Raw genomic sequence first — 23064 nt, forward strand, 5'->3', positions numbered from 1 at the left:
CTTAACGATCTTTCGGGTCGAGGGCATCACGCAGGCCATCGCCGATAAAGTTGAAACAGAACAGGGTCACCACCAGCAGTGCTGCCGGGAACATCAACAGCCAGGGGGAAACTTCCATCGAGTTGGCACCGTCGCTCAGCAGCGCGCCCCATGAGCTCAGCGGCTCCTGGGTTCCCAGACCGAGGAAGCTTAAGAAGGATTCGAACAGGATCATGCTCGGCACCAGCAGCGAGGCATACACCACCACCACGCCCAGCACGTTCGGTACGATGTGACGCACAACGATATTTTTCGTCGAGACGCCGCCGACCTGTGCCGCTTCAATAAACTCTTTACGCTTCAGGCTCAGAGTCTGGCCGCGCACAATACGCGCCATATCCAGCCAGGAAACCATGCCGATAGCCACAAAGATCAGCAAAATATTCTGACCAAAGAAGGTGACCAGCAGGATCACGAAGAACATAAACGGGAAGGAGTTGAGGATCTCCAGCAGACGCATCATTACCGAGTCCACTTTACCGCCCAGATAGCCGGAAAGTGAGCCGTACAGCGTCCCGAGGATCACCGCCACCAGCGCAGCAGCAATACCGACCATCAGCGAAATACGTCCGCCAATCGCCACGCGCACCAGCAGGTCACGCCCGGAGGAGTCGGTACCGAAGTAGTGACCGGATTCCATATCCGGCGGGCTGGACATCATGCCCCAGTCGGTATCGAAATAGGTAAACTGCGACAGCACCGGTGCAAAGGTAACAAAGAGCGCAATCAGCGTCAGCACCACCAGGCTCGCCACCGCCGCACGGTTGTGCATAAAGCGACGACGCGCGTCCTGCCAAAGGCTACGACCTTCAACTTCCAGTTTCTCACTGAAGTTTTCCAGCGCCTCGCTGTTTTTCTTACTTAACATTATGGCGCTCCATCAGTAACGAATTTTCGGATCGATAACGGCGTAGAGCACGTCAACAATCGCGTTGAAAACAATAGTCAGGGTGCCGACCAGAATGGTCAGGCTCAGTACCAGCGAGTAGTCACGGTTCAGCGCACCGTTAACAAACAGCTGACCGATGCCAGGCAGACCGTAGATGGTCTCGATCACCATCGAACCGGTAATAATACCGACGAAGGCAGGACCTAAATAAGAGAGTACCGGCAGCAGCGCAGGCTTCAGCGCATGGCGCAGAATAATCCGCCGCATCGGCAGCCCTTTGGCTTTGGCGGTACGAATAAAGTTGGAGTGCAGAACTTCAATCATCGAGCCACGGGTAATACGCGCGATACTGGCGATATAGGCCAGCGACAGCGCCACCATCGGCAGAATCATATATTTCGGTGCGCCGCCGTTCCACCCGCCTCCGGGCAGCCATTTGAGGGTAATGGCGAAGACCATCACCAGCAGCGGTGCCACCACGAAACTGGGTATCACCACCCCGGTCATGGCAAAGCCCATTACCGTGTAGTCCCAGCGGGTATTTTGCTTCAGCGCGGCAATAACGCCTGCGCTTACGCCGACAATCAGCGCCAGCAGGAAGGCAGCCGCACCCAGTTTTGCGGAAACCGGGAAGCTCGATGCCACCAGATCGTTCACCGTATAATCTTTATATTTAAACGACGGCCCGAAATCCCCGTGCGCCAGCTGTTTCAGGTAGCTGAAGTACTGGGTCATCACAGGATCGTTCAGGTGATATTTGGCTTCGATATTGGCCAGAACTTCCGGCGGCAATGCGCGTTCCCCGGTGAAAGGACTTCCCGGCGCAAGGCGCATCATAAAGAATGAGATAGTAATAAGGATAAATAACGTCGGTATCGCTTCCAGACAGCGACGCAGGATAAATTTCAACATTGCCCGTACCTTCTGGCTTGTGCCTTCAACACTGATTCTGCTGCGCGCTATCAAGCGCCGCTCGCGTCATTCAGTGCCAATTAGTGCGACGAAAAAAAGACACAGTGGGGCAAGACGAATCTTGCCCCACGTATTGCCATTAGTGCTTGATAATATACAAGTTCTTAACGTAGATGTTATCCAGCGGGTCTTTACCGGTGTAGCCACCGACCCACGGTTTCACCAGACGGGCGTTCACGTAGTGGTAGACCGGCACGATGGCGGAGTCTTTATCCAGCTGCTGTTCAGCTTTGGAATAGAGCTCGGCGCGCGCTGCGTCGTCGGTCACTTTCAGCGTGTCGTTGACCAGCTTGTCGAAGGCCTCGCTCTTATAGTGCGCGGTATTGTTCGAGCTGTCGGACAGCATGGTGTTCAGGAACGAAGTCGGTTCGTTGTAGTCAGCACACCAGCCGGCACGGGAAACGTCGAAGTTACCCTGATGACGGGTATCGAGGAAGGTTTTCCACTCCTGGTTTTCCAGCTTGACGTTGGCACCGAGGTTTTTCTTCCAGATGGAAGAAACGGCGATGGCCAGCTTCTTGTGCAGGTCAGAAGTGTTGTACAGCAGGCTGAAGGAGAGCGGTTTGTCCGCGGTAAAGCCCGCTTCAGCCAGCAGTTTTTTCGCTTCGGCGTTACGCTGTTCCTGGGTCAGTTTCGCCCACTCCGGCTCAACCAGTTTTGCACCGTCGGTATACGGCGGGGTGTAGCTCCAGGCAGGCAGGTCGCCCTGGTTTTTCACTTTATTCACGATGATGTCGCGATCCAGAGCCAGTTTCAGCGCGGTACGTACGCGCACGTCGTTAAACGGCGGCTTCTGGTTGTTGATTTCGTAGTAGTAGGTGCACAGATACGGGTCAACGCGAACTTCGTTCGGGATCTCTTTTTTCAGTTTCTGGAACAGTTCAATCGGCATGTTGTTATAGGTCATGTCGATTTCGCCGCTGCGGTAGCGGTTTACGTCAGTCACTTCAGAGGAGATCGGCAGGTAGGTTACCTGATTGATAACGGTTTTTTCGTTATCCCAGTAGTTGGTGTTGCGCTCAAGCACGATGCGCTCGTTCACCACCCAGTTTTTCAGTTTGTAAGCACCGTTGGTGACGATGTTTGCTGGCTGAGTCCATTTGTCGCCGAATTTCTCTACGGTTGCTTTAGGCACCGGAGAAACGGACGGGTGAGTCAGCAGCTTGTAGAAATAAGGAACCGGCTCGCTCAGAGTGACTTCGAAGGTGTTGTCATCCAGCGCTTTAACGCCCAGTTCGCTGGTCGGTTTTTTACCGGTAATAATGTCATCAATATTGGCGATATGGCCATATTGCAGATAGCTGGAGTATGGCGATGCGGTATTCGGATCCGCCAGACGCTGCCAGCTATAGACGAAGTCGTGCGCCGTAACCGGCGTACCGTCGGACCATTTCGCGTTTTTACGCAGATGGAAGGTCCAGACTTTAAAATCTTTGTTTTCCCACTTCTCAGCAACACCGGCGCTCGGATGGCCCTGGAGATCGCTCACCAGCAGACCTTCAAACAGATCGCGGCTGATGTTGGACTCTGGCACGCCTTCAATTTTATGCGGATCCAGAGACTGAACTTCTGAACCGTTGTTACGGACCAGAGTCTGGTTTTCAGCCAGCTGAACACCAGCAGGAACGTCTGCGGCAATGGCGCTGCCAGCGATTAGCGCTGCGAATACGCCCGCTGCAATCAGGCTTTTCTTTGTGATGATGGACATTGTGTTGATACTCCACTCATTATAATTACCGATCTGCGATCGGCTGTTTAATACCCTTTGGGGTTCTGTACAGCGCAGGAGATTTTGGCGCTGTCAGATTGTTTACTACCTGCTATCACCGACTTTACTTTTCCGGCTGCTCGTCGGAGGCAGCCTTACTGTCGATTCTGGTCACCGCTACCCTGTCCGCAACGGTGACGTTAACTATTTCGCGCCGTAGAGCGCGTTATATTTGAAAATGATTCTCATCTACGTACTTTATGCTGCAAATTATCAGGCCGGAAAGTATCAAATGCCCTTCCCCATCGCCAATACAATTTGCAAATTTGTTACGCGTTTCTCTTTTGTTGCAAAAAAAAACGTGATCCAGGCCCAGTCCAGCAGCCCTGAAGTGCATTATTTACTTAAAGGAATCAAGAAGATAAAGGGATATCGCTACCGTGCGACAGGCTCTAAGGGCCTTGCGTGCGTTCATGCACAAAAACTTAACATCTGATCATTATTTAGCACATTCATCTACATGAAGTATGAAAATACTAATATCATTTCAATTATCCTACGGCAAGCCCAATAGTATCATGTGAGGGAAATAACAGTTTTTTTGCCTAAAAAACACGCGAGAACAATTCATAAATCTTATAATCGGCTGAAACTGAACACCTTTTCTCATTAGTGCAATTTGTTATGCTTACGCCAGATTTCAACTTTATTTATATGTTTTGCTAATAATGACGCAAAGAGAGGCTTTCATGTGAAAGCCTCTCTTATATGCTGTGTCGGTTAACCGACCAGCCCCGGAAACAGCGCTTTGATCCCGGTCACAATAAATTCTATTCCCAGCGCCATCAGCAGCAGCCCCATAATTCGCGTAATGACGTTAATTCCCGTCTGACCTAATAACCTGACCAGCCAGGGCGCAAGGCGAAACACGGCCCAGCAGCAGAAGGCAAAAACGGCAATCGCCACCGAGAAACCGATCAGATGGGTAAGGCTGTGATAGCGCGTGCCCCAGACAATCGTCGAACTGATTGCCCCCGGCCCCGCCATTAAAGGAAGCGCCAGCGGTACCACGCCGATGCTTTCGCGAATCGCGTTTTCCGACTTCTCCTGCTTATTCTGTTTATCCTCCCCCAGCTTCCCGCTGATCATCGACATGGCGATGGTCACCACCAGGATGCCGCCCGCAATACGGAATGAGTCAATTGAAATACCGAAGATCTGCAGGATGCCGTCGCCCAGAAAGAGTGACGACCACAAAATAATCGCCACCGACAGGCTGGCCGTCATGTTGGTTTTGTTTCTTGCCGCTGCCGTCTGGTAGCTGGTCATGCTGATAAACACCGGAATAATGCCTACCGGGTTGACCAGCGCAAACAGGCCGATAAAAAACTTAGAGTAAAGCGGGAAATCAATAAGCGTCAGAATCACCGTGGGCTCCGCTATCGCGAGAATATAAAGGCTTGCGTTAAAACCGCGCAAAAGATACGTGTTTTTGCCGCACTCTTCACCTTGTTTCTGCGAAAAGGGCATACGATACACAGTGTTATGCAAATGTAGAAATTATGCTAATGTTTCCCTTGCCTCTTTTTCACTGTTTTAACAACTACTACATAAGCGTTAAAACGGCCTGCTGAAAGGAGTCAGCTTGGCGTAAATTTGATATAGATCACGTAATTCATACTCAGAAGTGAGTAATCTTATTTACGTCCCGGGGAGTCAGACATTCTGCTTACACGGTGTCTCCGGTAAGGCTTTTTTCGTAAATCAGTGAATCAGGCAGTTAGTAAGCTTTTGTTTTACATGCCTTTACACAGGCTGCTGCCGCTCTGTCTATACTGTCGTATTGCGCAGATGATTTACTAAAAAAGTTTAACATTATCAGGAGAGTATTATGGCCGTTACTAACGTCGCTGAACTGAACGCCCTCGTCGAGCGCGTCAAGAAAGCCCAGCGTGAATATGCCAGTTTCACTCAAGAGCAGGTTGATAAAATCTTCCGCGCCGCAGCCCTTGCTGCAGCAGATGCTCGTATCCCTCTCGCAAAAATGGCCGTCGCCGAATCCGGCATGGGTATCGTTGAAGATAAGGTAATTAAAAACCACTTTGCTTCCGAATACATCTATAACGCCTATAAGGATGAGAAAACCTGCGGTGTCCTGGATGAAGACCATACCTTCGGTACTATCACCATCGCCGAGCCTATCGGTATTATCTGCGGTATTGTTCCAACCACTAACCCGACTTCTACGGCTATCTTCAAATCGCTGATCAGCCTGAAAACCCGTAACGCTATTATCTTCTCCCCGCACCCGCGAGCGAAAGACGCGACCAATAAAGCCGCCGATATCGTGCTGCAGGCTGCTATCGCCGCTGGCGCACCGAAAGACCTGATCGGCTGGATCGATCAACCTTCCGTTGAGCTTTCCAACGCGCTGATGCATCACCCGGATGTCAACCTGATCCTCGCGACCGGTGGCCCGGGCATGGTGAAAGCCGCCTATAGCTCCGGCAAACCCGCTATCGGCGTTGGCGCAGGTAACACCCCGGTTGTTATTGATGAAACCGCGGATATTAAACGTGCAGTGGCGTCCGTGCTGATGTCCAAAACCTTTGATAACGGCGTGATCTGCGCTTCCGAGCAGTCCGTTGTCGTGGTTGACTCCGTTTACGACGCCGTTCGCGAGCGCTTCGCCAGCCACGGCGGCTATCTGCTGCAGGGTAAAGAGCTGAAGGCCGTTCAGGATATTATCCTGAAAAACGGCGCGCTGAACGCCGCTATCGTGGGCCAGCCAGCCTACAAAATTGCTGAACTTGCCGGCTTTAGCGTACCGACCACCACCAAGATCCTGATTGGTGAAGTGAAGGTTGTCGATGAAAGCGAGCCGTTTGCTCACGAAAAACTCTCTCCGACCCTTGCCATGTACCGTGCGAAAGACTTCGACGATGCGGTTATTAAGGCGGAGAAACTGGTTGCCATGGGCGGTATTGGCCACACGTCCTGCCTCTACACTGACCAGGATAACCAGCCGGAACGCGTTGCCCACTTCGGTCAGATGATGAAAACCGCGCGTATCCTGATCAACACCCCGGCATCTCAGGGTGGTATCGGTGACCTGTATAACTTCAAACTCGCACCTTCCCTGACGCTGGGTTGTGGTTCCTGGGGTGGTAACTCCATCTCTGAAAACGTTGGTCCGAAACACCTGATCAACAAGAAAACCGTTGCTAAGCGAGCTGAAAACATGTTGTGGCACAAACTTCCGAAATCTATCTACTTCCGCCGCGGCTCACTGCCGATTGCGCTGGATGAAGTGATTACTGATGGCCACAAACGTGCGCTCATCGTCACCGACCGTTTCCTGTTCAATAACGGCTATGCCGACCAGATCACCTCTGTTCTGAAAGCATCCGGTGTGGAAACTGAAGTGTTCTTCGAAGTTGAAGCAGACCCGACCCTGACCGTTGTGCGTAAAGGTGCAGAGCTGGCAAACTCCTTCAAGCCTGACGTGATCATCGCCCTGGGCGGCGGTTCCCCGATGGATGCAGCCAAAATCATGTGGGTGATGTACGAACACCCGGAAACCCACTTCGAAGAACTGGCGCTGCGCTTTATGGATATCCGTAAACGTATCTACAAGTTCCCGAAAATGGGCGTGAAGGCAAAAATGATTGCCGTAACCACCACCTCCGGTACCGGTTCAGAAGTGACCCCGTTCGCAGTGGTGACCGACGATGCAACCGGTCAGAAATACCCGCTGGCTGACTATGCCCTGACCCCGGATATGGCGATTGTCGATGCCAACCTGGTGATGGATATGCCTAAGTCACTCTGTGCCTTCGGCGGTCTTGATGCGGTAACCCACGCCCTTGAAGCCTACGTTTCCGTACTGGCCTCTGAGTTCTCTGACGGCCAGGCGCTGCAGGCTCTGAAACTGCTGAAAGAAAACCTGCCGGCGTCCTATAACGAAGGGTCGAAAAACCCGGTTGCCCGCGAGCGCGTGCACAGTGCAGCGACCATCGCTGGTATCGCGTTTGCCAACGCCTTCCTCGGCGTGTGTCACTCCATGGCGCACAAACTGGGCTCTCAGTTCCACATTCCGCACGGTCTGGCGAACGCCCTGCTGATCTCCAACGTTATCCGCTATAACGCGAATGACAACCCGACCAAGCAGACCGCATTTAGCCAGTACGACCGTCCGCAGGCGCGCCGTCGCTACGCAGAAATCGCCGACCACCTCGGTCTGAGCGCTGCCGGTGACCGTACCGCGGCGAAAATTGAAAAACTGCTGGCTTGGCTGGATGAGATTAAAGCTGAACTGGGTATTCCGAAGTCTATCCGTGAAGCTGGCGTGCAGGAAGCTGACTTCCTGGCCCACGTCGACAAACTGTCTGAAGATGCATTCGATGACCAGTGTACCGGCGCTAACCCGCGCTACCCGCTGATCTCCGAGCTGAAACAGATTCTGCTGGATACTTACTACGGCCGTGCCTTCAGCGAAGGTGACGCTGCGGTTGAGAAAAAAGACGCGGCGCCGGCTGCGGCTGTAAAAGCGGACAAAAAAGCGAAGAAATAAGGCGTAATTAACGTCCCATAAAGACACAAGGCCTCATCAGCAATGATGAGGCCTTTTTTATTACGTCCAGTCCCTCAGGCGTTACCACGTCAGGTCAAGCACTTCTCCAGGCAACCCATCAAAGGTTTTAAACTCCCGTGAAACGAAGCCGTTGTTGATCAGCACCTTTCTGGACGGCAGGTTATCCGGATCGATAATGGCGACAAGCCGTCTCAGGGACGGCAGAGCATGCGCTTTTGCCACCAGCAGCCTGGCAACCTGGCTGGCGATGCCCTTTCCCCAGAACGCGGGCAGGATCATATAGCCAAGCTCCGCCGTATCCTCACGGTCGGCCGCGATCTCCAGTTTCCCCAGCCCGATAAACTCGCCGCTTTCGGCATTGAGAATACGGAAATAACCCGCGTCAGGATGTGCTGCATCGCTTAACAGCAGCTGCTGGTAATCACGCGTTGCTTCATCCACCGGAATCGCCCGTTCGGCGATCATTGCCATCACCTGAGCATCGCCCACCAGACGGAAGTAATCAGCAAAGTCCTGCGGCGAAAATTTCTCTAACAGAAGATGCATACGCTCCCCCCCGGTAAATTAGTCGTGGCAGTGGCTGTCCTGAATCGCGGTGAGCGACCCTTCTTCCAGAGACTGTTTATAGTGTTTACGGCAGACGGATACGTAGCGCTCATTGCCCCCTATCACCACCTGCTCCCCTTCGTTATAGGGTCGCCCGGCCTGATCGAGACGCAGCACCATGCTGGCTTTACGGCCGCAGAAACAGATGGTTTTCAGTTCAACCAGCTTATCTGACCAGGCGAGTAAATACTGGCTGCCGCTAAAAAGCTCACCGCGAAAGTCGGTGCGTAATCCGTAGCACAATACGGGAATATCAAGCTGATCAACCACCTCGGATAATTCATGCACCTGCTCACGCGTGAGAAACTGACTTTCATCGACGAGGACACAGTGAACCCGCTCACGCGCATTCTCGGCGCTTATCTCACTGAATAACGAGGTCTGCGGGTTATACAATCTGGCGGGCGAAGAAAGGCCAATTCGCGAACTTACCTTCCCGGCACCAAAGCGATCGTCGATTTCCGCTGTATATACCACGCTGCGCATTCCACGCTCCTGGTAATTCCAGGAGGACTGCAACAGCGCCGTCGATTTGCCCGCATTCATTGCAGAATAGTAAAAGTAAAGTTGTGCCATTGGCCGCATAACCCCAGTCAAAGTGTATTATTAGCGGGCGCGATTGTAGCATATTTTGTGATGCCATCCGGGATATCGCCGCCCTTTCTTACCCGCATTGTCGCCTTCTAACCCCTGGCTAATAGCCTGGGCACACCGCACGCGATGCTAAAAAAGGCGACAATCGCGGGCTAAATCACATTATGAATACCTGTTTCACGCTGGTTAATGATTATTTACATCTGTCTCACCCGAGGGCCTTTACCGCTAATAGTAAAGGTTGTTATTTATCCAGCCATCCCAGATTTATCCCCTCGCCGGAGGCTAAAAATTCACGCAGAGTAAGGAGTTAAGTTTACAGGTCATTCCAGTCTATAAGACGCAGCACATCAGAAGTGACCCGTGAATTTAAGTTAGCTTTATTAATATAGCCCACAAATAATGCATTATTTTACCTTCCTTACATTTACAGCTATTGCACAACTGAATTTATCGCTCTATTATTAGCTCAACAAACCACCCCAAATAAGTTTGAGATTACTAAAATGAGCGAAGCCCTTAAAATTCTGAACAACATCCGTACTCTTCGTGCGCAGGCAAGAGAATGCACTCTCGAAACGCTGGAAGAAATGCTGGAAAAATTAGAAGTTGTTGTAAATGAGCGCCGCGAAGAAGAAAACGCAGCTGCCGCTGAAGTTGAAGAGCGTACTCGTAAACTGCAGCAATATCGCGAAATGCTGATTGCTGATGGCATTGACCCGAATGAACTGCTGAACAGCATCTCTGCTGCTAAAGCAGGTACTAAAGCTAAGCGTGCTGCTCGTCCGGCTAAATATAGCTACATCGACGAAAACGGCGAAGCTAAAACCTGGACCGGCCAGGGTCGCACCCCTGCTGTTATCAAAAAAGCTATGGATGAGCAAGGTAAACAGCTGGACGATTTCCTGATCAAGGATTAATCCCCAAATTATAAAAAATCCCGCTTCGGCGGGATTTTTTTGTTCAGATTTTTCTCATGCCTGTCTGTTTAACTGAAGCCGTAAAACACCGGCAATAAAAAAGGGTAACAAGCATAAATTGCCGTTACCCCTGAATCAATCAGCGTTAGGGTGGATTACTTCTTCAGACCCAGCGCATCCGTCAGCCAGGCCTTGAACTCTTCGCCCAGCACCTTGTGGCGAATACCGTATTCGACAAACGCCTGCATATATCCGAGCTTGTTACCACAGTCGTGGCTTTTACCGAGCAGGTGATAGGCTTCAACGGTTTCTTTTTCGATCAGCATATCAATGGCGTCAGTCAGCTGAATTTCATCCCCGGCTCCCGGAGGTGTCTTCGCCAGCAGCGGCCAGATTTCAGCGCTGAGCACATAGCGACCGACGACCGCCAGGTTTGAGGGCGCAACATCGGCTTTCGGTTTTTCAACAACGCCCACCATCGGCATGCTGTCGCCCGGCTTCAGCTCAGCGCCTTTGCAGTCAACCACACCGTAGGCCGTCACGTCAGCCACCGGCTCAACCATAATCTGGCTACAGCCCGTGTCGTCATAGCGACGGATCATATCCGCCAGGTTTTCCTGGGACAGGTCAGACTCGAACTCATCGAGGATAACGTCCGGCAGGATCACGGCAACCGGCTCATTGCCGACAACCGGATGCGCACAGAGGACCGCGTGGCCCAGACCTTTCGCCAGGCCCTGACGCACCTGCATAATGGTGACATGAGGCGGGCAAATGGACTGCACTTCTTCCAGCAGCTGGCGCTTAACGCGTTTTTCCAGCATGGCTTCCAGCTCAAAGCTGGTATCGAAGTGGTTTTCAATGGAGTTTTTGGACGAGTGGGTCACCAGCACAATTTCAGTAATCCCTGCCGCAATACACTCATTAACCACATACTGAATAAGTGGTTTATCAACCAGCGGCAACATCTCTTTAGGAATCGCCTTTGTTGCAGGCAACATACGGGTTCCTAATCCCGCGACCGGGATGACGGCTTTAGTAACTTTAGAATTTGGCGCAGCCATTGAAATCTCCTGAACTGTTCAAACTTTGAACGTGCTCGTTTAAAATAACGCGTTGAGTATATCAGTACAGGAAAGTCATCCTGGTCTGAAAAGGACGCGATAGCCTTTAATTAGGATTTATATGATGATGTCGGGCGATACTACCACTGCGGCACAGAAGCCGGTAAAGCTATCTGTCACCGCAATTCCGTTTGCTCATTCCGCAGACAACATTAAGCGCAGACGCCCGCCGACGCCCCAGATCTGGCATTGCCAGGATTCGCAGCGATGGCTTATTTGATTCAGGTAAGCGTTGCCTAAGGTTCCCAATGGAACGCCATTACTTATCTGGATTTGATGCTCGTCGGTTTTTAGCGTGCCGTTCAGTCCGGCGGACACCAGAATAAGGTTTTTCAATCCGCTATGGTAATAACCCACCAGCAGCGGAAACTGCCCCGGCAAATTTGCCTGGCGTAATAATTGATTCACCTGCTTGAGCAAACTTCCCAGCTCCGGCAGTCGCTGTCGCTGGTGAGAAAGTTGTTCCTGCAGCAGGCCATTAAAAAGCGCACGTAAAAGTAACGCCGCCAGCACGCCATTGTCACCGGCACGGGTAACGTCGAGACAATAAAATGCGAGATCGTTATCTGAGAGCGGTGCAATATCCAGCACCAGCCCCGGATCGTCGGCAGCCACCAGCTGACGATAATTTATCCGGCAGCGGGAGATTATTTGCTGAACCGGCGGCTGTAATTCCTGCAGTAACTTTGCCGCCGCCTGTGGATTACTGACCAGCGCGTCCCAGTCTTCAAACAGGCGCTCTTCTTCTTCCACCCGGGAATTAAACATATTGGGATAAATGCAGGAGAAGACCGTTTCCCGCAGGCGATTAAGATCTTTCACCGGTTTTAGCAGGACATCCTGCACGCCAAGACGCAGCGCATGGGCGATTTCCGACATGTTTTCCGTCGCGGAAATGACCAGAATCGGCATTGTGTCGCCCATTGTGCGCACGTGTTCCACCAGCTTCAGGCCATTCATGCGCGGCATAGCAATGTCGCAAATCATCAGGTCCAATTTGATACCGGACATTTTTTCCAGCGCCTCGACGCCGTCTTCTGCCACCACCGTTGTTGCGCCCAGAGATGACAGCCACGAGTCAAGCATCGAACGGAAAACGGGTTCGTCTTCTACGATCAAAATCTGCTTACCCGCCAATGGCTGCGTCATGTTCTCTCCCCTGCCCGATAATACGTAAATAGTGGCACGCTATCAGCGGTAGCGCCTGTCAGAATTAGCTGAAGTGGGTAAAAAAATGTGACTTCAGACATGAGGGCGCACCAGAGGTAACAGCTCATCCATTTTCTTCTCCACCGCGAGCTTTCCGGCAGCAATAGCCGTCTCAGCCCGATGGAAATCGAGGGTGGAAATTTGTGGGCACAGGGGCTGAATCAGAATGTCCGGCGGATCGCCTGCCATACGGTTGCGCTTCAGACGGTTTTCCAGCACCTGAATGGAGGTCGTCATGATTTCCATTGCGCCAGGCGTCACGGAGGTACGGTTATTTTTGATGCGCCCAAGGTGCGCCCGCAGACGCTCATGCCAGCTCAGCGCCTGGGTATCCTTCGCGGACACCGCCTGCTCCGGCCGACTGACAGAGAGTAAATCCTGCTGCATCAGATGCGCATCGTGCTGGAGATCGACGGCAATCACGATGTCGGCACCCAGCGCTCGCGTCAGCGAAATGGGCACCGGATTCACCACCGCGCCATCCACCAGCCAGTAGCCGTTCCAGGACACAGGGGCCAGCAAACCCGGCATACTGCAGGATGCCCGCACGGCCTGATGGAGATCGCCTTCGGTAAACCAGAGTTCCCGACCGGTACTGAGGTTGGTTGCGACAGCGCCAAAAGGACGCTGGCAGTTGTCAAATGACGCGTCAGTCAGGACCTGGCGGTACTGGCTAAAGACGCGATCGCCGCGCAGCAGGCCGCCGCGCTGCCATGAAAGGTCCATCAGACGCAAAACGTCCCAGTAACTAAAGGAACAGACCCATTTTTCAAGCGCCGGGAGTCTGTTACAGGCCCAGGCAGCGCCCACCAGCGACCCGATTGAACAGCCTGCAACCACATCCACTTCCACGCCCATCTTCTGCAGAGCCTTGATCACACCAATATGCGACCAGCCCCTTGCCGCGCCCGATCCTAACGCCAGCCCAATTCTTATCTTTCTCATCGCTACCGATTCACTTCCCCTGCCGTCCAGACATAGCCACATCGACATCGCTCAGTTAACATAGTGCCACCTGGCGTCATAACGCCTTTCTTTATTGTTTCAGGGAGCTTATTTTGTCTCAGCTTTGTCCCTGCGGCAGCGCTGTCGAGTATAGCCTATGTTGCCAGCATTATCTGTCTGGTAACCAGCATGCGCCAGCCCCGTCACAACTCATGCGTTCACGTTACACCGCTTTCGTTATGCAGGACGCTGACTATCTGGTCAAAACCTGGCATCCGTCCTGCCAGGCCGCCTCTTTTCGTGAAGATCTGCTGCGAGGATTTACACACACCGAGTGGCTGGGGCTGACTATTTTTGCCGCTGAAGACGGCAAGGATGAGAGCGAAGGTTACGTCAGTTTTGTCGCCCGTTTCAGCGAACAGGGTAAAACGGGTGCCATCATCGAACGTTCCCGGTTCTTAAAAGAAAACGATCGATGGTATTATATCGACGGCACGCGCCCGGTTTTCGGCCGCAACGATCCCTGCCCTTGTGGTTCAGGTAAAAAATTCAAAAAATGCTGCGGGCAGTAACAACCGGCCCCGATCGGTTCTGCGCTACGCGGTAAAAATAGCAAACACGTCAACAGGATTGTCCCGGCAATGCATTCATTACAACGCAAAGTTCTGCGCACCATCTGTCCCGATCAGAAAGGGCTTATCGCGCGTATCACCAATATTTGTTACAAGCACGAACTGAATATTGTGCAAAACAACGAGTTCGTTGATCACCGCACCGGCCGCTTTTTTATGCGCACCGAGCTGGAAGGCATCTTTAATGATGCCACCCTGCTGGCGGATCTCGACAGCGCCCTGCCGGAAGGCTCGATTCGCGAACTGACCCCAGCAGGCCGTCGCCGCGTGGTTATTCTCGTGACGAAAGAAGCGCACTGCCTCGGCGATCTGCTGATGAAAGCCAACTACGGCGGGCTGGATGTCGATATCGCGGCGGTGATTGGCAACCATGAAACCCTGCGCACGCTGGTAGAGCGTTTCGATATTCCGTTTGAGTTGGTCAGCCATGAAGGCATTACCCGCGAAGAGCACGATGATCTTATGGCCCAGGCCATTGAGGCCCACGAGCCGGATTATGTGGTGCTGGCGAAGTATATGCGCGTGCTGACGCCGGAGTTTGTCTCCCGCTTCCCGAACAAAATTATCAATATTCACCACTCGTTCTTACCGGCCTTTATCGGCGCACGCCCCTATCACCAGGCCTACGAGCGTGGGGTTAAAATCATCGGGGCGACCGCGCACTATGTGAATGATAATCTGGATGAAGGTCCGATTATTATGCAGGATGTGATTCATGTGGATCACACCTACACCGCAGAGGATATGATGCGTGCCGGTCGTGACGTTGAGAAAAATGTTCTGAGCCGCGCCCTGTATCAGGTGCTGGCCCAGCGCGTATTTGTTTACGGTAACCGAACCATTATTCTGTAAGCAAATTGTCTGTCTTTACGACACTACGTGCAAAAAGCAGGCAAACAATTCCTTTTTATCAACGGAATACTTTACAGGGGCGCATCATTTGATATGATGCGCCCCGCTTCCATCAGGAAGCAGGCCTGTAAATTAGCTTTACCCCTGGCGGGGTTCCCGAGCGGCCAAAGGGAGCAGACTGTAAATCTGTCGTCATCGACTTCGAAGGTTCGAATCCTTCCCCCGCCACCATATTCAATCACTGCGAAGTGATACCAACGATAAGTGATGCTGATATAGACACTTATCGGGGGAAGGTGAGAACCTTCGACTAAGGTTCGACCCGAGAGAAGCGAGGGAACGTTGCCGCAGGCAACGGCCCGAAGGGTGAGGAGCGAAGCGACGAATAATCCTTCCCCCGCCACCATCTTTACCAACGTTTTACCCGGCTTTTAGATTATACCCCTGGCGGGGTTCCCGAGCGGCCAAAGGGAGCAGACTGTAAATCTGTCGTCATCGACTTCGAAGGTTCGAATCCTTCCCCCGCCACCATCTTCTCGATTAATCTCTGCAGTTCAACTCCAGCATTCTCAAGCCCACGAATACCACCCTTGATCCATTTGCCTTTACCGCTATATTCCAGACGCGCCGCGTGATCGAACTGGTCGTAGTCCACCGGATAAACCAGCGCCGGAATATTCTGCAGCAGGCAGTGCCACATGATTCCTGCTCCACCGTGGTGGATAACGGCATCGTAGCGCGACAGGTAAAGATCATAATCGACCCAGGCCAGGCGATACAGATTGTCGTGCGACGTAACGTTATCCCCCGCAGCGTGTCCTTGCGTAAAATGGAATATCCAATCGGGAAGGCTGCTGGCCAGTACCTTCAACGCCTGCGCAACCTCTTCCTTATGCCAGTCAAGATGGGTGCCGAGCGTCACCAGCACGTGTTTTCTGCCGTCAATAAAGGGCGGAGGCGGTGCATCGACCGGTGGAGTGTAGAGCGCCGGGCCGATAAAGCGGACTGCGTCAGGCCAGCTGCGCGGAAACTCAAACTCCGCCTCGCTAAGCGCCAGAATACGGGTCGGAGAATAAGCGCTTTCGCTGCCGTCAGCGCGATAGAGCTGCGTGATACCCGTCAGGCGGATCGTTCGACGAAATCCCCAGAACAGGGTGCGCTTGAACAGGCGAACTTTGTAGCGGTGCAGGAAATGCGCCACCCGCTGCCAGCGTGTTTTTGCCGGCATCAAACCGCCGCAGTATGCTGGTGCGCCGTCCGACGTCTCCAGTACGCAGGGCGATGGCAGGCTGGTCCACCAGGGGAGCGCCAAACGACGGCAGACCTCTCCTACCACCGGTAGCGTAAAATCAGCAATCACCAGATCCGGTTTTCCCTGCCGTTGCCAGTGCTGCTCCAGCTCGCGGGCGAACTGTGCCAGCAGCGTGACCACCGCCCGGAACTGGCGATACAGCCGCACGGGATTGGCTTTTACCGCATAGCGGGGATTGACCACATTATGCAGGGCCGTATCGTAATCACCCGCCAGCGCGACACCGTCTATTCCGGCCGCCTTAACCGCAGCCAGCGCACCGGCAGTGGTAATCACCCTCACCTTATAGTGCGGTGCCAGCGCCCTGGCCTGGGCCAGAATCGGGTTGAGATGACCGGAGAACGGCGGCGCAAGGAGATCGATACGCGCCACCTCCGGTGGAATAAGTTCCAGCAACCGTTGTAATTTCACGTAGAGGTAAACCTGTCATTGCGCAGCACCCGATAACGCCGGGAGCGCCAGTAAATTGTACGGTTCAGGAGTGCATGAAGAAGATGCAGCGGCTGAAGAAGTTCGGAAACGAACGACAGTACGGGACGCGTCGGAATACGGGGTGAAAGTTCCCGCTGCAGCCCTGAAAGCACGCCCTGGCGGACCAGCAAACAGCCTGCCAGAACGATCCAGGCCACCGGCCCGCCGCATATCGCCATTATTAACATCGCCCACAGCAGCAGCGGATGCAGACCCTGAAGCAGGAAAATCAGCCCGTTGACCGGCAGGCTCTTTTCCCGCAGCAGCAGCGTGGCAAACAGAAACCAGCGGTGCATTTGACGGAAGTAAGCCCGTGGACCCGCCACGCTGGTCCGCACGCAAACCGCAGCCGACGACTGAATAATCCTGACCTGATGCCGTTCCAGATGGCTGGCCAGGGCCAGATCGTCCGTAAGATAGCGCAGCAGCGGCGCAAAGCCGCCGGTTTGCTGTAGCGTCGCGACCGGAATGGCATAACACATACCGTTCAGCGTCAGCGGCGGACGAAACGGCAGCAGCGGCAGATAGGTCATCGCCGAATTATCATTCACAAACTGGGCCAGCAGCTGGCAAGGCAGTGCGCCCGTCGACCGATACCAGGGCAGCGCGGTGACCAGCGTATTGTCTTGTCGTTCAGCCAGCATCTGGCGCAGAGCCTCCGCGGTCAGATGGGCGTCGTCATCGAGGACCAGCAGGTGCGTAGTGGTAATCCTGTCCAGGACACGATCCAGCTTATAGAGCTTAGGATTGACACCTTCCGGCGGCGCGGGCGACGAGACAACGTCAATAATATGGTGAGGATATCGCTGCTGAAGCCGGGCGGTGACCGCCGCAGCCTCGGGATCGTCCTCATCCGTCAGCCACAGAAAATGCACGCCGGTCAGCGACAGAAGATTCGACTGCAGAACCGACTCCAGCGCCGGATCGCCGCTGAGGATCGGCTGTGCAATGGTTACTCCGTCAAAGCGTTCATCCCCGGCGGTGTGTGGGCGGCGTAGCGCCCGCCAGGCAAAGCCCGCCTTAAAAAGTAAAATAGCGAGCCAGAGTACGGCTATTGCGAATATCATCCCTGTGTTTTCTCCTGTTGCAGAAACATCTGCAGGCTCTGCGCCAGCGGTATTGCCGGTGGGCCAAAATCCGTCAGCATTCGCGTCACGTCCAGAGTGGCACTATAGCCGAAAACCGCCACGCCAAAGCGGGTAATAGGCGGTTCGCCCCTGAGCTTTAGCCGTCGCCATATCCACTCCAGCGTTCCGGCAAAGGCCAGCGCCGTGCGCAGATTGAGCGTACGTGTTACCGGTGGCAGCCCCAGAGTGTCGACCACTTCCTGCACCAATAAATCGACGTCTACCGACTGCGCAGAAGCGAGATTGTAGCAGGGCTGTAGCTCCCTTTTCGCCGCAGCCTGAAGTAAATAATCGCACAGCGTATCGACATGTATCAGTTCCGACTGCGCGGGTCCCTCCTGGGTATAAAGACGCCATAGCTGCTGTTTTTTCGCCGCGTTCAGCAAGGGCGGAAACAGCAATTTATCACCTGAGCCAAAGACCGCGCAGGGACGAAAAACGGTTTTCTCACCCTCGTAGGCAGCAGCCCGCTGCTCGGCCAGAAACTTGCTGCGCCCGTAGGCGCTGGTAAACGGCTCAGCGATGGGCGTGCTTTCATCGAGCTGATAGCGATGCGCAAACCGATAATAGACCGCCGCAGTGGAGAGCAAAATCAGACGAGGGTTTCCCCGACGACGGCAAAAATCGAGCACCTGCTCCGTCGTCTCCACGTTGTCGCGGTAGTAGTCCAGGTCGCTTCCCCAGGGCGACGTACGCCCCGCCGCGTGGATCACCACATCCGGCGTAATATCCCAGCGTGAAAGGTCGGCCAGCGACAGCGTTCGCCAGCTGACCTCGGCCGGGAGATCGGGCGGTTGATGACGTCCTGTGCCAAAAAGCTGAAGGTCCTCACGCCCGGCAAAGCGGCGCAGAAATGCCCCGCCGATAAACCCGGACGCGCCGGTCACCAGGATCTTCATGCTCGTCCCCATTCACGGATAATCCGTCGCCGTTTAGCATCCGCTGCCACGGGCGGCAACGTCGATTCCAGGGACCATTCCAACAACCGGATATCCACGTTCTGGCGGGAAAATAGCGTCTCCAGAGCAGCCTGACAGGTATTCAGTATGGCGCAGTCGACATCGGCATGTAACACCAGCGCACGCAGGGCAGTCTGACGCAGCCGGTAGTCAGCGGTCAGCGGCAGCACGGTTGCCAGCACCCGGCTACAGGCATCGGCGAAGATAATTTGCGACTCGCCTGCGGCATCCGGCAGCAGCAGTTGATCGTCCTGCCGACCCTCGATATGTGAGATGGCCAGCGCCGCGCTCCCGCAGGGACAGGGCGTGTCGCACAGGGTCAGGACGTCATCCAGCCGGTAGCGAACGATGGGTTGGGTACGGCGGGTAAAATCGGTAATCAGCGGGATAAAGCGCCGCTCGTCGATCCACTCCGGTTCGACGTGGATAAACTCTTCATTCAGATGCAGCCGACCGTGGGCGCAGGTGACGGCCAGAAAACCTTCCGTCGCCTGGTAAATCTCACCGACGTCACCAAAAACGTCTGCCAGCAACGCCCGGTCCCGCGCCTCCAGCACTTCCGCCACCGAAATCACTTTTTTGACGTTCAGGGTCAGTCGTCCGGCCTGCACTTCAAGCGCCAGAGCACGCAGCACCTGGGCGGGAGCAACAATCAGCGTCGGGTTCTGCGCCTGCAGGCGGCTAAGCTGCGGCGTAAAAGCGGCTAGCAGATCGTAGAAGCTCAGGCTGAGCCAGCGGTTATTGACGCTTTGATAGAGATTGTTGTCGGCACGAAGAAACAGCGCGACGCGTTCCCCGGCCAGCAGCCCGTCAGGCAGCACCTTCGCCAGCAGCGTCCCGGCCCAGAGCTGCTGCTCCGCAGGGCTGACGACAAACAGCCCCCGACGGCCCGAGGTGCCGGAGGAGAGACCCACGCTAAACCGCCCGACCCGCGGACGAAAATCGCGGCTCTGCTCGGCCTGCTGCGCGCAGGCCAACAGGGTTTCCTGCTGCAACCCTTCAGTATTCATCTCATCGAAATGGGTCATCATCAGCGCCTTATTCATCTGCGGCCAGCGAGCAAACGGCTGGTCCAGATAGCGCCGGAACCAGGGGCTTCTGCGCAGCACCCGATGCCCGAACTGACGCAGCTTGCGCGCCTGCCACGCTTCCAGCGCCGGGCGATCGGTAAAGCGACGCCGGCGGGCTTTAAGGTAGTGCCAGAGGATCGCGACCGGGATCATAAATCGCCCTCATGGCACAGCAGGATCGTGACCTTCCCACCCAGCCAGAGCTGGTGGAGCATCCCCAGCGTCCGATAATAGGCAGCCGGGTCGGCCATAATCAGGTTCGCCATACGCGACGGTCCGCGCATCTCCTGATAGTTTGCCGGCGCCCAGGCGGCGTCGCTGGCCAGCAGCGTCCAGCCGCTGTCCGTCTGGACAAACGCGCCAATATGGCCGCTGGCATGACCGGGAAGCGGAACCAGCAGGATCTCACCGTGACTGTCGGGAAGAACATAGCCTTCGGTAAAGGGCTGAAGCTCAGCGGGAAGCGGCTGCAGCGTAAAGCTTTCCATCGCCTGGAGATGCGTTTCAAACGCTTCCGGGATCAGCCCCGGAATAAACCCCTGTCGCAGCGCGGCAAACCCGCGCAGATGACGCGTTTGTGCCCATCCCTCGCCGGATGCGATAAAGGACACGTCGGGGAAGTCACGCAGACCGGCGACATGGTCGGCGTGAAAATGGGAAAGGATCAGACCGTTGAGATCGCCCGGCGCAAGGCCCGCCGCCTGGAGCTGTCGCACCATAGATTCAGCGGGATCGAAGTTGACCGGCGTGACTCGTCGGTAGAGTTGAAACAGACCTTTCCGGGTGTAGTGTTCAAACCAGCTGGCATAGCCCGTATCCCACAGCCAGCGGCGCTCGCCCACTTCCAGTAACCAGCTACGGGCAGGAAATCGGCAGATTCGCCAGCCCGCGCCCTTCAGCGCCATGCAGCCGGGATGGGTACAGTATCCGGCTTCAAACGTGGTGATTTTAGCCATGCGCTATCCCCCGCTGCCGCCACCATTCGCCGGTCAGAGCAATCCCCTCTTCCAGACTGAACGCTGGCCGGTAGCCCAGCTCCTCAATGGCCCGGGCGGCACTCAGGGTCATATCGAACCCCAGGGTGCCGACGCTGTAGCGAGTGACCGGCGGCTCTTTGCCGCGTAGATGCCCCACCAACTCCATGCCGCGTGCGGCCAGGGAAACCAGCGGCCAGGGCAGCGGCTGAATGCGGTAACGCATCCCAAGCTGTCGGGCCAGAAGCGCGTCCAGCATCGCGCTCAACCGCTGTGGCTCATGGTTTGTCACGTTATAAACCCGGCCGGACAGCAATCCCGGCTGGGTGGTCGCCCGCTGCATCGCCTGCACCACGTTACCGACATACGTCAGATCCAGGAGCGCATTTCCCCCGCGTGGCAGCTTCAGCACGCCGCCATCGCGCTGAAGCTGGCTGAGCAATCGCGGGACGATCACCCGGTCGTGCGGACCGAACAGGCCGCGCGGTCGCAGAATAACAAAGGTGGCATCGGGGCTGGACGGCACCGCATCGGCGATGACCTGCTCGGCGGCATATTTGCTGCTGGCATAGTGGCAGGCAAATCGCTGCGCCAGATAGCGTTCATCCAGCTGCTGGTGATGCTGAAAATCGAAGTAGATTGCAGGCGTAGAAATATGCACAAAACGCGGTACGCCCGACTGTACCGCCGCCTCAACCAGCGTCTGCGTAGCCGTAACGTTCGCCTGCCAGAATTCATGTCGGCTGCCCCAGGGTGAGGATTTCGCCGCACAGTGCCAGACCGCGTCGCATCCCGCCATAAGCGTCCGGCAGTCGGCAACGCTCGCCAGGATCAGATCCAGCGGGTGAAACTCTGCCCCCTGACTGACCAGTTGCTCCCCGACCTCGCGGCTGCGTCCGGTTGCGACCACCTGATGTCCTTCACGAAGCAGAACATCCACCGCATTACGCCCCAGACCGCTGGTGGCACCGGTCACCAGGATCTTCATGCCAGCAGCACCATACCGGCGAGGGTCAGCCCCGCCGCCGTGCCAATCAGCATCAGCGGTTTACCCGGCATAACGCGTCCAGTGGTAAAGGCCTCGTGTAACGCCGTGGGAATCGAGGCGGCCACCTGATTTCCGTAGTGGCGATAGATATCAATCAGCGCACTTTCCGGGACCTTCAGACGCTTGCGCATATGGGCCAGCGAAAGATGGCTGGCCTGATGCGGGACCACTGTAGCAATATCTGCCAGCGCAAGTTCGCTCTTATTCAGCAAACGGGTAAAGAAGGCTTCGACTTTTTCTGACGCCATCCGAAACAGTGGCTTGCCCTGCATATGGAAAAGAAAATCCCCTTCGGCTATACCGGCACGCGGGTTACGCCGGGTTCCGCCTGCGCGAATTTCACACAGTTCGCTGCCTTCCGGGTACATCTCTACCTGGGTTGCGAGGATCCCGCTGCGCCCGTCACCGCGCTCGACAATCGCGCAGGCGGCGCCGTCCCCGAAAATCAGGGAGGACTCTTCGTCCTGCCAGTCAATACCGCGTGAGGCAAGATCCGCTGAGACAATTGCAATCCGCCGATAGGCCCCGGTATTGAGCAGTCCGGCGGCGACTTCGAAAGCGGAAATAAAGCTGACGCAGCTGCTGTTGATATCAAATCCGGCCACGCCCGATGAGAGCCGGGCGGCGCGCAGAATATGGATGGCGCTACAGGGAAGTGCCTGCACCGCAACGGCGGAGGCACAAATCAGCAGGTCGACTGAGGACGGGTCGAGGTGATACGAATCCAGCGCATGATGCAGCGCCTCTGCGGCCAGCGCCGCCTGACTGGCGTCCGCCGTGGCGTGATAGCGATGAAGTATGCCGGATCGGCGCTCGACGTAGCCCGCCGATTTCCCCAGCCGGCTATCCAGCGTCGAAGAGGTTACGCGCTCAGGGGGTAACGCGATGCCGGTGGCGATCAGTTTAATTGCCGCCTTCGGCGTGCGTTCTGTTGTTGTGCCCATTGTCCATCCTTGCCTTCTGACTGCATCCGCAGGAAAGAGGACAGTTTACGGGCAAAAAAAATCCGGGGACAGCCC

The 23064-nt window shown here is 55.1% G+C and carries 20 protein-coding genes, 2 tRNA genes and 1 other RNA gene; 8 read left to right on the plus strand and 15 right to left on the minus strand.

What is annotated here, in order from left to right; translation table 11 throughout:
• Position 1 precedes the first annotated feature (1 nt).
• The 3 genes from oppC to oppA form a co-directional block, all read right to left on the minus strand.
• The gene (gene oppC / locus EDF81_RS04550) at positions 2–910 is read right to left on the minus strand and encodes an oligopeptide ABC transporter permease OppC (RefSeq protein WP_123346655.1); all 909 of its coding nucleotides are present in this window, start codon (positions 908–910) and stop codon (positions 2–4) included.
• A gap of 9 nt (positions 911–919) precedes the next feature.
• A complete protein-coding gene (oppB, locus tag EDF81_RS04555) occupies positions 920–1840 on the minus strand; it encodes an oligopeptide ABC transporter permease OppB (protein WP_123346657.1) in 921 nt (306 codons plus the stop codon).
• Between the two features lie 139 nt (positions 1841–1979).
• Positions 1980–3608 (minus strand): oligopeptide ABC transporter substrate-binding protein OppA, encoded by a 1629-nt coding sequence (oppA, locus tag EDF81_RS04560; protein ID WP_123346659.1) that lies wholly within the window; start codon positions 3606–3608, stop codon positions 1980–1982.
• Between the two features lie 238 nt (positions 3609–3846).
• On the opposite strand from oppA, the gene EDF81_RS04565 reads away from it, so the two are divergent.
• Complete coding sequence (locus EDF81_RS04565) at positions 3847–4104, plus strand: hypothetical protein (RefSeq protein WP_185015749.1); 258 nt, start codon at positions 3847–3849, stop codon at positions 4102–4104.
• 284 nt (positions 4105–4388) lie between these two features.
• Here the strand turns inward: EDF81_RS04565 and EDF81_RS04570 are convergent, their stop codons facing one another.
• Positions 4389–5036 (minus strand): YchE family NAAT transporter, encoded by a 648-nt coding sequence (locus EDF81_RS04570; RefSeq protein WP_123347674.1) that lies wholly within the window; start codon positions 5034–5036, stop codon positions 4389–4391.
• A 463-nt stretch (positions 5037–5499) separates the two neighbouring features.
• Here EDF81_RS04570 and adhE point away from each other — a divergent pair, with 463 nt between their 5' ends.
• Positions 5500–8181 carry a bifunctional acetaldehyde-CoA/alcohol dehydrogenase gene (gene adhE, locus EDF81_RS04575; RefSeq protein ID WP_123346663.1) on the plus strand — a complete coding sequence of 894 codons (2682 nt, stop codon included), beginning with the start codon at positions 5500–5502 and terminating at the stop codon, positions 8179–8181.
• Between the two features lie 81 nt (positions 8182–8262).
• On the opposite strand, the gene EDF81_RS04580 is transcribed toward adhE, so the two are convergent.
• Together EDF81_RS04580 and tdk are read right to left on the minus strand one after the other, a co-directional pair.
• Positions 8263–8748, minus strand: coding sequence for a GNAT family N-acetyltransferase (locus EDF81_RS04580; protein ID WP_123346665.1), 486 nt, complete (start codon positions 8746–8748; stop codon positions 8263–8265).
• A gap of 18 nt (positions 8749–8766) precedes the next feature.
• On the minus strand, positions 8767–9384 hold the full coding sequence (gene tdk / locus EDF81_RS04585; protein WP_123346667.1) for a thymidine kinase: 618 nt from the start codon (positions 9382–9384) through the stop codon (positions 8767–8769).
• Positions 9385–9908: 524 nt separating this feature from the next.
• Between tdk and hns the strand changes: the two genes are divergently transcribed.
• Entirely contained in the window at positions 9909–10322 is a 414-nt protein-coding gene (gene hns / locus EDF81_RS04590; protein WP_123346669.1) for a histone-like nucleoid-structuring protein H-NS, read from the plus strand.
• Between the two features lie 155 nt (positions 10323–10477).
• On the opposite strand, the gene galU is transcribed toward hns, so the two are convergent.
• The 3 genes from galU to rssA all read right to left on the minus strand — a co-directional run bounded on the left by galU (position 10478) and on the right by rssA (position 13600).
• Positions 10478–11386 carry a UTP--glucose-1-phosphate uridylyltransferase GalU gene (gene galU, locus EDF81_RS04595; RefSeq protein WP_123346670.1) on the minus strand — a complete coding sequence of 303 codons (909 nt, stop codon included), beginning with the start codon at positions 11384–11386 and terminating at the stop codon, positions 10478–10480.
• A 195-nt stretch (positions 11387–11581) separates the two neighbouring features.
• Complete coding sequence (rssB, locus tag EDF81_RS04600) at positions 11582–12595, minus strand: two-component system response regulator RssB (RefSeq protein WP_123346672.1); 1014 nt, start codon at positions 12593–12595, stop codon at positions 11582–11584.
• 93 nt (positions 12596–12688) lie between these two features.
• Positions 12689–13600 carry a patatin-like phospholipase RssA gene (gene rssA, locus EDF81_RS04605; RefSeq protein ID WP_123346674.1) on the minus strand — a complete coding sequence of 304 codons (912 nt, stop codon included), beginning with the start codon at positions 13598–13600 and terminating at the stop codon, positions 12689–12691.
• A 113-nt stretch (positions 13601–13713) separates the two neighbouring features.
• On the opposite strand from rssA, the gene EDF81_RS04610 reads away from it, so the two are divergent.
• From EDF81_RS04610 to EDF81_RS04630, 5 genes are all read left to right on the plus strand, one after another.
• Positions 13714–14172, plus strand: a complete 459-nt coding sequence (locus EDF81_RS04610; protein WP_123346676.1) for a YchJ family protein — start codon at positions 13714–13716, stop codon at positions 14170–14172.
• A gap of 69 nt (positions 14173–14241) precedes the next feature.
• Positions 14242–15084: a formyltetrahydrofolate deformylase gene (gene purU, locus EDF81_RS04615; RefSeq protein WP_123346678.1), complete on the plus strand. Its 843-nt coding sequence runs from the start codon at positions 14242–14244 to the stop codon at positions 15082–15084.
• Positions 15085–15230: 146 nt separating this feature from the next.
• Positions 15231–15315: transfer RNA gene (locus EDF81_RS04620), tRNA-Tyr, on the plus strand.
• Between the two features lie 45 nt (positions 15316–15360).
• A non-coding RNA gene (locus EDF81_RS04625) (RtT sRNA) lies at positions 15361–15490 on the plus strand.
• A gap of 40 nt (positions 15491–15530) precedes the next feature.
• Positions 15531–15615, plus strand: a tRNA-Tyr gene (locus EDF81_RS04630).
• 1188 nt (positions 15616–16803) lie between these two features.
• On the opposite strand, the gene EDF81_RS04645 is transcribed toward EDF81_RS04630, so the two are convergent.
• From EDF81_RS04645 to EDF81_RS04670, 6 genes are read right to left on the minus strand one after another with little or no spacing between them, the layout of a single operon-like run.
• Positions 16804–17934, minus strand: coding sequence for a glycosyltransferase family 2 protein (locus EDF81_RS04645; protein ID WP_123346681.1), 1131 nt, complete (start codon positions 17932–17934; stop codon positions 16804–16806).
• Positions 17931–18893, minus strand: a complete 963-nt coding sequence (locus tag EDF81_RS04650; RefSeq protein WP_123346683.1) for an NAD(P)-dependent oxidoreductase — start codon at positions 18891–18893, stop codon at positions 17931–17933. The genes EDF81_RS04645 and EDF81_RS04650 overlap by 4 nt, the downstream gene beginning before the upstream one ends.
• Positions 18890–20176, minus strand: a complete 1287-nt coding sequence (locus EDF81_RS04655) for a F390 synthetase-related protein (RefSeq protein ID WP_123346685.1) — start codon at positions 20174–20176, stop codon at positions 18890–18892. Before EDF81_RS04655 ends, EDF81_RS04650 begins: the two co-directional genes overlap by 4 nt.
• Positions 20173–20979: an MBL fold metallo-hydrolase gene (locus EDF81_RS04660; RefSeq protein WP_123346687.1), complete on the minus strand. Its 807-nt coding sequence runs from the start codon at positions 20977–20979 to the stop codon at positions 20173–20175. The genes EDF81_RS04655 and EDF81_RS04660 overlap by 4 nt, the downstream gene beginning before the upstream one ends.
• Positions 20972–21985, minus strand: coding sequence for an NAD(P)-dependent oxidoreductase (locus EDF81_RS04665; protein ID WP_123346689.1), 1014 nt, complete (start codon positions 21983–21985; stop codon positions 20972–20974). Before EDF81_RS04665 ends, EDF81_RS04660 begins: the two co-directional genes overlap by 8 nt.
• On the minus strand, positions 21982–22989 hold the full coding sequence (locus EDF81_RS04670) for a 3-oxoacyl-[acyl-carrier-protein] synthase III C-terminal domain-containing protein (protein WP_123346691.1): 1008 nt from the start codon (positions 22987–22989) through the stop codon (positions 21982–21984). Before EDF81_RS04670 ends, EDF81_RS04665 begins: the two co-directional genes overlap by 4 nt.
• Positions 22990–23064: the final 75 nt, after the last annotated feature.

The sequence above is a fragment of the Enterobacter sp. BIGb0383 genome (genome assembly GCF_003751845.1).
Classification (GTDB): domain Bacteria; phylum Pseudomonadota; class Gammaproteobacteria; order Enterobacterales; family Enterobacteriaceae; genus BIGb0383.